12 protein-coding genes are annotated in these 12348 nt (G+C 55.8%); 11 read left to right on the forward strand and 1 reads right to left on the reverse strand.

All coding sequences use genetic code 11. From position 1 onward, the window contains the following. Positions 1 to 231 precede the first annotated feature (231 nt). From ACTHO6_RS16605 to ACTHO6_RS16640, 8 genes are all read left to right on the forward strand, one after another. The gene (locus tag ACTHO6_RS16605) at positions 232 to 1173 is read left to right on the forward strand and encodes a carbohydrate kinase family protein (RefSeq protein ID WP_440242874.1); all 942 of its coding nucleotides are present in this window, start codon (positions 232 to 234) and stop codon (positions 1171 to 1173) included. Positions 1174 to 1525: 352 nt separating this feature from the next. Continuing rightward, on the forward strand, positions 1526 to 2992 hold the full coding sequence (locus tag ACTHO6_RS16610) for an LCP family glycopolymer transferase (protein ID WP_440242875.1): 1467 nt from the start codon (positions 1526 to 1528) through the stop codon (positions 2990 to 2992). Between the two features lie 198 nt (positions 2993 to 3190). Further along, positions 3191 to 3502: a hypothetical protein gene (locus tag ACTHO6_RS16615; RefSeq protein ID WP_440242876.1), complete on the forward strand. Its 312-nt coding sequence runs from the start codon at positions 3191 to 3193 to the stop codon at positions 3500 to 3502. A 77-nt stretch (positions 3503 to 3579) separates the two neighbouring features. After that, positions 3580 to 4053: a hypothetical protein gene (locus ACTHO6_RS16620; protein ID WP_440242877.1), complete on the forward strand. Its 474-nt coding sequence runs from the start codon at positions 3580 to 3582 to the stop codon at positions 4051 to 4053. Positions 4054 to 4263: 210 nt separating this feature from the next. Continuing rightward, positions 4264 to 6267 carry an FAD-dependent oxidoreductase gene (locus tag ACTHO6_RS16625; protein WP_440242878.1) on the forward strand — a complete coding sequence of 668 codons (2004 nt, stop codon included), beginning with the start codon at positions 4264 to 4266 and terminating at the stop codon, positions 6265 to 6267. A gap of 164 nt (positions 6268 to 6431) precedes the next feature. Beyond that, the gene (locus ACTHO6_RS16630; RefSeq protein WP_440242917.1) at positions 6432 to 6728 is read left to right on the forward strand and encodes a hypothetical protein; all 297 of its coding nucleotides are present in this window, start codon (positions 6432 to 6434) and stop codon (positions 6726 to 6728) included. A gap of 66 nt (positions 6729 to 6794) precedes the next feature. After that, positions 6795 to 7643: a YtnP family quorum-quenching lactonase gene (locus ACTHO6_RS16635; RefSeq protein WP_440242879.1), complete on the forward strand. Its 849-nt coding sequence runs from the start codon at positions 6795 to 6797 to the stop codon at positions 7641 to 7643. Positions 7644 to 7886: 243 nt separating this feature from the next. Then, complete coding sequence (locus ACTHO6_RS16640) at positions 7887 to 9122, forward strand: MDR family MFS transporter (protein ID WP_440242880.1); 1236 nt, start codon at positions 7887 to 7889, stop codon at positions 9120 to 9122. Here ACTHO6_RS16640 and ACTHO6_RS16645 read toward each other — a convergent pair. Further along, entirely contained in the window at positions 9114 to 9902 is a 789-nt protein-coding gene (locus ACTHO6_RS16645; RefSeq protein WP_440242881.1) for a GDSL-type esterase/lipase family protein, read from the reverse strand. The two genes, ACTHO6_RS16640 and ACTHO6_RS16645, sit on opposite strands and share 9 nt — an antisense overlap. 130 nt (positions 9903 to 10032) lie before the next feature. Between ACTHO6_RS16645 and ACTHO6_RS16650 the strand changes: the two genes are divergently transcribed. From ACTHO6_RS16650 to ACTHO6_RS16660, 3 genes are all read left to right on the forward strand, one after another. Then, positions 10033 to 10992 (forward strand): ABC transporter ATP-binding protein, encoded by a 960-nt coding sequence (locus ACTHO6_RS16650; RefSeq protein WP_440242882.1) that lies wholly within the window; start codon positions 10033 to 10035, stop codon positions 10990 to 10992. Beyond that, positions 10958 to 11953 (forward strand): ABC transporter permease subunit, encoded by a 996-nt coding sequence (locus tag ACTHO6_RS16655; RefSeq protein ID WP_440242883.1) that lies wholly within the window; start codon positions 10958 to 10960, stop codon positions 11951 to 11953. The genes ACTHO6_RS16650 and ACTHO6_RS16655 overlap by 35 nt, the downstream gene beginning before the upstream one ends. 130 nt (positions 11954 to 12083) lie before the next feature. Then, on the forward strand, positions 12084 to 12344 hold the full coding sequence (locus tag ACTHO6_RS16660; protein WP_440242884.1) for a DUF2573 family protein: 261 nt from the start codon (positions 12084 to 12086) through the stop codon (positions 12342 to 12344). Positions 12345 to 12348: the final 4 nt, after the last annotated feature.

Genomic DNA, 12348 nt, shown 5'->3' on the forward strand with positions numbered 1-12348 from the left:
ATCGTGCCTGTGGATCGCCCACGCACTTTTTCTCACTGTAGCACGGAACCGATCGAGGCGTCATTACTGTCTGAACGGAATATGGCGGCACGACATAACGCTGGGGAACGTTGGTTCGAAGGAGGAAGTTTTCGAATGGGTAGGGAAAGGCAAGCGTGTTGTCGAAAAAGAGAAGGAGGAAAAAAACGGACTTGACTAGACCATGAGCAAAAGGCTGGGAGGAGTGCCAAAGTGCTGAAAAGGATCACCGAATACTGGCTATGCGTGGGTGGAGCCAATGTGGACGTGCAAGGAGTCACTTCTGCCAGATTGCTGTCCGGAACGAGCAATCCAGGCCATGTTCAGCAAGCGGCAGGCGGAGTAGCTCGAAATGTGGCGGAAAATCTGGGATGGCTGGGGGAAGAAGTGCAGCTTTTCGCTCTCGTGGGAGAAGACGCCGACGGAGAATGGTTGAGACAAGTAACAGCCAAAAGCGGGGTAGCGACCCATGGGATGGTCCGCATCGCAGGCCAGTCGACAGGAAAGTATGTGGCGATTCGCGACCTCGATGGCGGGCTGTACACAGCGGTGGCAGATATGGAAGTAAACGAAGCCTGGACCGACGAACTGGTTCAGCATGCCCTGGAGCGTCTTCCACAGGCAGCGGGGCTGTTTTTGGATGCGAATCTGCCGGAAACGGCCATCGGTGCTTTTGTCGAAGAGGCGAACAAACGGGGAAAAATGGTGATGGTAGACCCTGTCTCTGTCAAAAAGGCGGAGAAATGGCGGCCGTTTTTGCAAGGTGTCCACGTGCTGATCGCGAGCATGGACGAGGTAGAGGCGCTGGCCGGCCAATCGCTTTCCTCCATTCGCGATGTGGAAGCGTGCGCAAACCGACTGCTTGAGCAGGGGCTTCATCAGCTTGTGGTGAACTGCGGCGAGGCGGGTCTGTACCTGTGCCGGCAGAAGGAGTCTATCTGGGTAGCCGCTCCGCCTGTGCCCATTCGTGAAGCCGCATGCGATGCTTTTGCCGCGGGGATTATTTACGCGCAGCGCCTAACGCCGCTGCTGCAAGAGCAGGCGGCCTACGGACTGGCATTGGCCGAATTGAGCCAGCACCAGACTGGCCGTTATGATCTGCACGCGCTTGCAGAGCGAAAAGAGTTTTTTGTAGCAGCAGTAAATAAGGGATAACCATCCCGTCACGGAAACGACCATCAGGAACGGCTCGTGCGTCAAGGAGGCGATTCTCATCGCTCCGGGCAAGCGCAGCCGCAGCGACCAAGGCTGTAGACTGTCGCCAGACCGTCGCCACTCGCCTTGCCATAACGAATCAGAAGGCTCCCCCATCGACAAAAACGGTGGGGGAGTTTCTCGTGAAAGGAACATTTTTCTACAAATGCAGACAATCCTATGGTACAATATCTGAATCAGATGATTGCCAACAGAAGAAAATATTAGTGCATCTGGTTAAGTGGCACTGTTCACAATCGTGCCTCCCTTTTCTTTTGTCAAAAAGCGTGCGCGAACAAGGAGATTGATACATATGCCAGACACTGTTGTCAAAACACGCGTTTCTGCTACACGCAAGAAGAAACAGCCGGCCCGTAACCGCAAGCTGCGAAGGTTCCTGGCGATTTTTACGCTGACCGTACTGTTGATGGTCGGCGGAGTCGCAGGAGCGATTTATTGGAAAATGGAAGACGCTCTGAATGTCATCACAAGCCCGGGAGAGACTGGCTTTATCTCGGATGCCTCGAAAAATGCGGACCCGGTCTATCACGCCGACAAGCCGATGTCCTTCGTCCTGCTCGGCTCTGATTCGCGTCCCGAGACCGGATCGATGAATACGGACGTCATGATCGTGGCGGTAGCCAATCCGCAGACCAAAAAAGTCACGATGGTGTCCATCCCGCGCGATACGCGGGTGAAAATCCCGGGATATCGCGATTACCACAAGATCAACTCCGTGTACGCCAATGGCGAGGCGGAACGGAGACAGGCGGAACGCAACAACCAGACGCCAACGGAAGACGGCATTTCCTTGACGAAGAAAACGTTGAGCGACATTTTGGGGATTCCGATTGAACATTTCGTAGCTGTCGACTTTGACGGATTCAAGGCCGTGATTGACGAGCTGGGGGGAGTGGAGGTCAACGTCGACCGCAAGCTCGTCTACGACGATCCGACCGATGATACGCACATCAATCTGAATCCGGGACTCCAGACCCTGAATGGCGAGCAGGCACTTGGCTACGTGCGTCACCGTCACGACAATCGCGGAACGAAATACTACTCCAGCGACTTCGATCGCAACCGCCGCCAGCAGGAAGTGATCCGCGCCGTCGTGGAAAAAGTGGCTTCCTTGGACGGATTTACCAAAATTTTCAACATCATGGATGTAGGCGCGAAGCATATCCATACAGACCTGTCCAAAGAGCAGATCAAAGGTTTGGTCTATGACTTCAAAGGCTTCAACGCCTCTGACCTGACCACGCTCGAAAACGGAGCATACTGGGAGGGTGGATATACGTTCCTGGAAAAAGAAAAACTGGAGTTGATCCGCAGCTCCTTGCAAGCGGAGATGGGACTGTCCGGCAAAGTGGTCGCGCAGCTGAACGACTCGCCGATTCAGGGAGCGGGCGAGCCAGCTGTTGCCGCCAGCAGCAAGGCGGTCAAAAAGAGAACGACGGAATCCGCCGCCTCGGTAACAAGCAAGCCGAAAGCAACGAAGGTACAGAAAAAGCCGACGGAGCCGATCGAAGTGGCGGAAGGACAGGAGTTGGCGGAAGAAGGAGCCGCTCCACCGCCGGATGTCGCGAGTCCTGGGCAGCAAGGCCAGACCACTTCGCCAGGCACGCAAGCGCCAGCTCCGAATGGGACTCAGCCGCCTTCCGCGCCGGGAGGCAGTATCCATACGGGAACAACGGCACCGCCTCCCGACATTGTGGCTCCGCCTGTTGCCGGGCAGGATAACGGCTCGACGCCGGGTAGCCCGACAACCCAATCATAAGACGCCAGGCAGGCACTCGCTTTTTTCAAAAAGCGGGTGCTTTCTTCTTTTTCCAAGCCAAGCTTTTCTATTTTCAATAGAACTTTTTTAAGAAAAATGAAACGAAAGGTTTAGAAAACACCAATTTCGTGGTACAATAATAATATGCTGATAAGACAGATTAATCAGATAATTAAAAACCTGACTGGAGGGATTTGGATGACGATTTTCTTGGTGAACCTGTTTCTGGTGATTGCCTTTGTGTACCTGATCAGCCGCCAACAAAATGAAGAGTTTGTGTACGACGAAGATTTTTTCCTCCAGAACCCCTCAGCGCTGGAAGAATATCAGCAAATGCCGATTGATTTTCAACAAGCCTTTTTCCGCAAGCACAAAGAGTGGATTAAGGAAAAATATATGCGGGGGGAAAGCTATATTTTAGGCTACTGCCCGAACAAGGAAGTAAGACGCGCGTGGCTCTCCGAATTCATGAATCAAAAAAATATGAACAATACCCCAACCCCTTCCTGAGCGAAGGGGTTTTTCCTGCCTGGGTTCCTCGTGCTATACTTCTAGCTGGATGGAATCATGCGAGCAACAGGAGGACCATGTACGTGCTGCCATTATTGATCGAAAAACTAAATCAACTGCTGTCTGCGCGAGGAATGATTACGGATATCGTTTTGCGCTCGGACCGCTCTTTGCTGGAAGACGAAGAAATGCGCGAAGTGATGATGACGTTCGCAGGCTCCGATGAAGAAGAACAGCCTGTGGCGACCGTTCATCTGTTTGAGCTGGGGGACGAACAGAGCTGCGAGGTCGAGGTCGAGATCGCCTATCCGAACGCTTTGGAAGCCGCACAGATTCAGGCTCTCTGGGAGCAGGCGAGAAGCCGGGTAGCGGAATGCTCGCTGTCTGAAAAACGCCGCTACGTAGAACCGGGCAAGCTGGTTGAGACGAGGGTGCAGGTGGACTATCACTTTGTCCTCCAGGCACCGCAGAGCGCAGCGGAAGAAGCGGAATTGACCGAGACGCTGGAAAGGTTCGCCCTAGACTTGGCAGAGTTGGTCAAGCTGGGATAAGCAAACGTAAGGCATCGGCTCAGGAGAATGGCTCCTGGGCCTTTTTAGGCCGCCTGGGCAGGGGGAACTGCTCACAGCGGCGTACATGTTCGCAAGCGGATTGTTTTGTTTGTTTTGTCAGCAGATCGGCAGGATTTGAGAGCCGGCGTGCAGAATCGAATACAACAAGAGGTGAATGAGTATTCATTCGCATAGAGGGAGGGGCTTGTCTTGAAGCTTGCAAACGTACAGGAACCGATTCAGATTGGGGCCATGACACTGTCGAACCGGATCGTCATGGGGTCTATGCACGTCGGATTTGAGCGACTGCCGGACGGAGTGGCCCGGCTTGCCGATTTTTACGCGGAACGTGCCAGAGGGGGAGCCGGATTGATCGTGACGGGAGGCGCTGCGGTGCTGCCCGAGGGCGGCATGGGCGAAGTATACTGCAACGTGTACCTGGATGAGCATATCGAACAGTTGAAGGTGATTACGGAAAAAGTTCATCAGGCTGACGGCAAAATTGCGCTCCAGCTTTTTCACGCGGGTCGCTATGCGTACAAGGAGGCGACAGGGCTTGATCCGGTAGCGCCGTCGCCCTTGCAGGCCCCGATCAACCGTTGGAAGCCGCGGGAGCTGGATGCGTCCGAGATTGAACGGACGATTGCGGCCTTTGCCGCCGGAGCGGTTCGCGCGCAAAAAGCCGGCTTTGACGCGGTCGAAATTATGGGCTCGGAAGGCTATCTCATCAATCAGTTTCTCTCTCCTGTCACCAATCATCGCCAGGACGACTGGGGGGGAGACTTTCTGCGGCGGGCGCGGTTCGGCGTCGAAGTGGCGAAGCGGGTACGCGCGGCGGTAGGGCCCGATTTTCCTGTCGTGTTTCGGATGTCCGGGCTCGATCTGATTCCGGACAGCACGAGCATGGAGGAGACGCTGCAATTTGCCCGCATGCTGGAGGAAGCGGGCGTCGATGCGCTCAATATCGGGATTGGCTGGCACGAGTCGAAGGTTCCGACGATTTCGATGATGGTTCCGCGTGGAGCGTATGTGTGGGTGGCCCGGCAGGTCAAGCAGGCTGTCAGCATTCCGGTGATCGCCAGCAACCGGATCAACGATGTGCGCTATGCGGACGAAATTTTGCGCGCCGGGCACTGCGATCTAGTGTCCATGGCCCGGCCTTTTTTGGCAGATCCGCAAATCGTGGCCAAAAGCTTGCAAGGACGCTTTGATGAAGTCAACACGTGTATCGCCTGCAACCAGGCTTGTCTCGACCATATTTTTGACGGCAAGGTGGCGTCCTGTCTGGTCAATCCCCAGGTCGGTAGAGAGGTGGAGTGGGCGCTGGTTCCGGCGGTAGTCAGGAAAAAGGTAGCGGTTGTGGGAGCGGGACCGGCCGGACTGGAGGCGGCACGTGTGCTGGCAGAACGCGGCCACCAGGTCGTCCTTTTCGAAAAACAGGAGCGGATTGGCGGGCAGCTCAACTACGCGCGCCAGGTGCCGGGCAAAGCAGAGTTCAACGAGACGCTTCGCTACTACCGCACGCAGCTTGCGAGACTGGGCGTAGAACTCAGACTGGGTACGGAAGCAAAAGCCGATGCGCTGGAGGCGGAAGGCTTTGTAGAAGTCGTCATCGCTACGGGAGTCGTCCCGCGCGTGCCGGAAATCCCCGGCAGGGAGCTTGGCCATGTCGTCATGTACAACGAAGTGTTCGATCACAAGGCGAAGATCGGAAACAAGGTAGCGATTGTGGGGGCGGGCGGAATTGCTTGTGATCTGTCCCATCTGCTCATCCACAATGAAGTCATCTCATCGCAGACGGCTGAGTATTTACTAACCTACCGGATCGTGGATGAACGGACGATTCACAGGTTGCAAGCGAGCAAGCGAAAGGTGTTCATGCTGCGCAGAGGCAAGCACGTCGGAAGCGGATTGGGCAAGACGACTCGCTGGGCGACACTGGCTTACTTAAAACAACGGGGAGTGGAGATGCTGACCCAGGTTGAATACAAGCGAATCGCTCCGGAAGGGGTGTACATCATCGTCAACGACGAGGAGCAGCTCGTGCCTGCGGATACGGTGATTATTGCGGCTGGCGCTACGTCTAACCAATCACTTTATCACGAGTTGACCAACCGTCTCCCTGTTCATTTGATCGGCGGGGCCAAAGAGGCCGGGGAGCTGGATGCCAAGCGGGCCATCCTGGAAGGGGCGCGGGTAGGCAGAGCGATTTGATACTCGCAAAAGTTTTTCTATTCCGAAAATAGCTAGAATCGTGTATGCTAGAAAAAGGATGTCGTCTTATCGGAACTTTTGTCGAATCACTTTTCAACCCCTATAAATTCTTGCACAATGAAGGCATACTGTTAAAATTCATTTGATTGGGGGCTTTCGCCTTGATGAACCACAATGGCATTCTGTTAGGAAAGCGTTATTTCCTGTACTCCACTGCGCAGGTGGTAGCGGTGGAGGGATGGACGTTTACGATTGCCCCGGGGTTTAAGATGATTGCAGGTGGCAGTGCCAACCCGCTTCAGACATTAATCAGCGTGTATCGTGAAAATGAAAAGGTTGCTCAACTCGTGCTTCATCATAAACGTTCGGACTCAGATGTCACCGTGCAGGCCGTATCCAGCGAACTCCTGCTGGAAATCGCTCCTGCGACCAGAACCGTGAGTGTGGCTGAGAAGCAGTAAGGCACCCTTGACGGGGTGCTTTTCGTTTTTTTCGAGCAAAGCATGCAGGCGAGGAGGCTGGATGAGATGACAAAAAACGCATGGCAAGTAGGCGAGCTGCGATTGACATGGCTCAAAGGCGGTTTGACGCAGCTTGATGGAGGCGCGATGTTCGGGGTGGTTCCCAAGCCGCTCTGGAGCAAGCGCTACCCTCCGAACGAGTTGAACCAGATCCCGCTTAGAGCAGACCCGATTTTGGTACAAGCTCACGGAAAACGCATCCTGATCGAGTCCGGAATCGGAAACGGTCGGTTGACAGAGAAACAGAAGCGCAACTATGGACTGGTGGAAGAATCGCAGGTCAAGGAAGGGCTGGCGGCAAACGGCTTGACGCCTGCGGACATCGACATCGTCATCATGACGCACATGCACTACGATCACGCGAATGGCCTCGTCTCGGTGCGGGACGGCCAGCTTTTTTCCACGTTTCCGAACGCAGTGATCTACGTGCAGGAGCAGGAGTGGGCCGAGATGCGAGAGCCTAACATCCGTTCGCGCCATACGTACTGGGAAGACAACTGGCGCCCGATCGAAGCGCAGGTGCAGACGTACGGCGCCACTCACGAGGTCGTTCCCGGCATCACCTTGCATCATACGGGCGGCCACAGCCAGGGACACGCCATCGTCCGCATGGAAAGCCAGGGCCAGCTGCTCTTGCACCTCGCGGACATCCTGCCGACGCACGCCCACCAAAACCCGCTGTGGGTCATGGCCTACGACGACTATCCGATGACGTCCATCTTCGCCAAGGAAGAATGGATTCTCGGCGGCATCCGCCAAGACGCATGGTTCACGTTTTACCACGATACCGTCTATCGCGCGGTGAAGTGGAACGACCAGGGAGAGCTGGTTGACCAGATCAAGATTGTAGAGTAAAAACCGGGAGCGTCCCGGTTTTTTTGTTTTCGGCAGGGAAAGCTCCGAGCGGGGACAGGTCCGGATCAACAGAAAAAGTTTTCACGCTATCGAATTTTCAATAAGCCTCATAGAAATTTTTCATAATCAAAAAAATTCGAATGATTATTGACGAACGATAGACGGCTCACTACAATAGGAACATCACAGAGCATCTGTTCTGGTAGGCAGGACGGAGCAGAACCGTTGCGGGGAGAGAGACCTATGAGCTGGATTCAATCACGCATGCAGGAGTATCACCCGATCGTCTGGTCGCTGGTCGTCGGGACCGTGTTCGTCAGGGCGGCGAGTTCGATGAGCATGCCGTTTTTGTTTTTGTACTTGTCCAACCAAACCGATATGGACCTGGCCACGATCGGCCTGACCATCGGGGCGGGGCCGCTGGCCGGGACAATTGGCGGATTCATCGCCGGAACGCTGTCAGACCGGATCGGGCGCAGACGGGTCATGCTGGGAGCGCTGTACGTCTGGACGCTGGTGTTCGTCGGATTTGCGCTCAGCAAAAATCCGATGATTTTGCTGTTGCTCAACATGGCAGGCGGCCTCTGTCGTTCGTTTTACGAGCCGGTTTCGCAGGCGCTGATGGCAGACGTGACGCCTCCGGAGAAACGCTTCCGGGTATTCGGCCTCCGCTATACAGCGATCAACGTCGGCGTCGCGGTAGGCCCGATCGCAGGCGCCGTGCTGGCGAAAACGTCCGTCGCGCTGCCTTTTCTCGTGACCGCGCTCATTTACCTCGTGTACGTCATCAGCTTGCAAGGGCTGTTGAACAAGTTCGGGATCAAGCAAATCGAGGGACAAAAGAAAGAGACGATCACTTTTGGCCGGGCTTTCAGCGTGGTCGTGCACGACAAGGCGTTCCGCTACTACATGATCGCAGGCGTGCTGGGCGCGATCGGCTATTCGCAGATGTCCTCCACCCTCGCCAAGTTCACGGAGATGACTGTCGTGTCCGGTGCAGAATTGTTTGCCATCCTGATGAGCGTCAACGCGCTCGTGGTCGTGCTGATGCAGATGCCGCTGACCCGATGGGCCGAAAAAAAGACGCCTCTCACCGCTATTGTGGTGGGAAACGTCTTGTATGCACTGGGTGACGTCGGCTTCGCCTTCGCCCACTCCTGGATCGCTTTTATCATCGGCATGGTGCTGTTTACATTCGGAGAAATCCTGACCTTTACTGCGGGTGACGTCCTGATTGACCGCATGGCACCGGAAGGAATGCGCGGCAGCTACTACGGGGCCAAAAGCTTCAGCAACCTCGGACAGTTCATCGGCCCGTGGATGGGCGGCATGCTCCTCGGGCTTTACAGCGGTACGACCCTGTTTTTGACCGTCGCGGCTTTTTCCCTGCTGAGCAGCGCATTCCAGTGGGCAGGCCAGCGGGCTTACTTCGCCACCCGTGGCCAATCGCTGAATCAGGCCAGGGCAGAATCACTCTAGCGCCTGCAGGATGCGTTCTGCGATGCGGGCATAGCCCTCTGCATTCGGGTGGAAATGATCGGTGTACAGGTACGCCTGCTCCTTGCGCAAAAACAGGTCGTAGGTCGGCACCACGAACACCTGCGGATAACGGGCGGCAATCCGGGCGGCAGTGCTGTTCCAGTCGAGAACCGGCTGCACGGTATCCGCTGCCGCTTCCGTATTGCCAAACGGGTTGTACAAGGAGGCGTAGACGATTGTCGCCTTGGCGTTCAACCCGCGAATTTGCCGGATGATTTCTTCGTAGTTGGTCGCAAGCCTGTTCGTGGCTGCGGCCACTTTTTCTTTGTCGATCGTGTAGAGACCGCCCGTCTGCCTGAACAAGTCATTGCCGCCGATGGTGAACAGAATCAGGTCGGCCTCGGCAATCAGCGTTTTGACCTGTGCTTCGGACATTTGCTTGAGCAGGTCGGACGACTCTTGCCCGTTAATGGCGAGATTGGTAAACGTGATCGGACGGCCCGTCTTTTTTTCCAACGCTTGCCGGACGAGGCCGACATAGCCTTGACCGTTCGCATCGCCAGCGCCGCGTGTGAGCGAGTCTCCGAGCGCGACGACCTTGTGGACGCCTTCTTTTGGCAAAGCGGCAGGCGGTTTCGCGGCTTCGGCAGGCGGCGTTCCTGTGGAGGGGGCCAATTGCTGCGGATTCATCGCCAGGACAAAGCCCGTGGCAAACAAGAAAAAGGACAGAAACGACAACAACCCTGCGCTGCGCCAGAGAAGTTTGCCGGATGTGCGCATCGGCTATCCTCCTGTTCGTTGGGTAGTATGTAGCCATGGTATAATGGGATGGGACATCTTCTGCCAGTGTACCATAAACGAAACGCTGCCGTCAGTTGGGGGAAGCGAAACAAAGAGAGGAGGGCGCACCTTGGGCGACACAGTCCTCGCCGTTTCACGATTGCAAAAGTCGATCGGCAACAAGCAGATCATTCACGATATCACATTCGACGTGCGCGCCGGTGAGGTGTTTGGCTTTTTAGGGCCAAACGGCGCGGGCAAGACGACGACCATTCGCATGCTGGTCGGCCTGGCAAAAGCAGATGGGGGAGACATTCGCATCGGAGGCATTTCACTGCGGGAGAACTTCCCGGAGGCCATCGCGCAGGTCGGCTGCATTGTGGAAAATCCCGAGCTGTACAAATTTTTGACAGGCCGGGAAAACCTGGAGCAATTTGCCCGCATGAGCGGAGGAATTACGCAGGAGCGGATCGAAGAAATCGTCCGTTTTGTCGATCTGGAGCGGGCGATCGACGAGAAGGTCAAAACGTATTCGCTCGGAATGCGGCAACGGCTGGGGATTGCGCAAGCGCTGCTGCATCGGCCGAAAATCTTGATTCTCGATGAACCGACAAACGGGCTTGACCCGGCAGGGATTCGCGAACTGCGCCAGTTTATTCGCCGTTTGGCCGAGGAGGAGGGGCTTGCTGTCTTCATTTCCAGTCATCTGCTCAGCGAGATCGAAATGATGTGCGACCGGGTGGCGATTATCAACCAGGGAAAAGTCATCTCGGTCGGGCTGGTGCAGGAGTTGATGGCGCAGTTTGCCGACCAGGTGGAGTGGACGATCCCGCACACCCGTCTGCCAAAAGCGCTGGATGTGCTGCGCGGGCACAACGCCGTGACGGATATTTTGACGGTCGGGGAGGAAAGCGTGAAGACGCGGATGGATATGTCGCGGGTAGGCGAAGTCAACCAGAAGCTGGTGCAGGCGGGAGTTCCGGTGGTCGGGATTGCCACGAAAACCGTGACGCTGGAAGACTTGTTCCTGACGCTGACAGGGGGGGAGGAGAAACATGAATCCAAGCATGCTGGGCCTCGTCCAAAATGAAACCGTCAAATTGCTGCGCCGCCGCCGCTTTCTCGTGGTCGTGCTCATTCTGGCCATTCTGATCCCGATTTTTACATACGCCCAATACCGCTCGGTCGTGACGGCCCAGGAACGGATGGGTACGACCGATTGGCGGCCGCTGTTGACCCAGCAGATCGTCGACATGCAAAACAGGCTCGCATCCAGCCGCCTCCCGGATGAATGGCGCGAGTTTATCAAAATCCGGATTCAACAGCAGCAGTATTACCTCGATCACAATATCAACCCGATGGCGCCCGGCGGACCGACGTTTGCCCGCGGTTTTATGGATCAGGCGATTTCCATGTTTTTGCCGATGATTATCGTCGTGCTGGCCGTCGATATCGTGTCGGCGGAGTTTAGCGAAGGGACGATCAAGCTGCTTTTGACCAGACCCGTCCGGCGCTGGAAGGTGCTGACGAGCAAGTACATCACGCTCTTGCTGTTCACCTCGCTTACGGTGCTTGCGACGCTCCTTCTGGCTTACTTGCTCTCGGGCGTCGTGTTTGGCTACTCCGGGTGGGACTTGCCTGTTCTTACCGGCTTCGCGGTGACAGACGGGGAGCTGGATACAACGGGTGCTTTCATGCTGCCGCAGTGGCAATTTTTGCTCATGCAGTATGGGCTTGGCTGGTATGTTTGCCTCGTCGTCGGAACCGTTACGTTCATGGTCTCCGTCCTGATTCGCAGCGCCGCAGCAGGCATGGGCATCATGATGGCGGCGCTCATCAGCGGAACGATTCTGACGCAGATGGCTTCGTCATGGGAGTCCGCCAAATATTTGTTTGTCGTCAATCTGCAGCTTACCGATTACCTCAACGGAACGCTGCCCCCCATCAAGGGAATGACACTGCCGTTCTCGCTGACCGTGTTGACGGTATGGGCGGCAGCGGCGCTGCTGGTGGCTTACGCGGTCTTTACCCGCAGAGACGTCACTTCCTGATCGGGGAAAACGCTACGTTCCTTGCCGCAAAATCCAAAAGCGCTGCGCTGAAAAATCTGCTTTTGCCGAGCGGACATTTTGCATACAATGTGTCCATGAGTAAGTGAGTGAGGAAAGCGGGGGATGATCCATGGATGAGAAAAAAGAAGCGCTGGTGCCTGAACTGGAGGAGCTGCTGCACAAGTTTACCGAGCTTTTGACGGGGGAAGCGACGCCGGAGCGTGTCGAGATGGTGAAGGTATGGTGCCTCTACACCACGATGGCAAAAGCGATGCCGCCCCTCGTCCAGCATTGGGCCAGCGAGCCGGAGCATCAGGATGCGCGCAACCGCATTCGGGAAATCATCGAACAAATCAAGCAGTGGAACCAGGCGAAAAATCAGGGCCGGTAACGCG

It is taken from the genome of Brevibacillus sp. SAFN-007a, from assembly GCF_051967035.1.
Lineage (GTDB): Bacteria > Bacillota > Bacilli > Brevibacillales > Brevibacillaceae > Brevibacillus.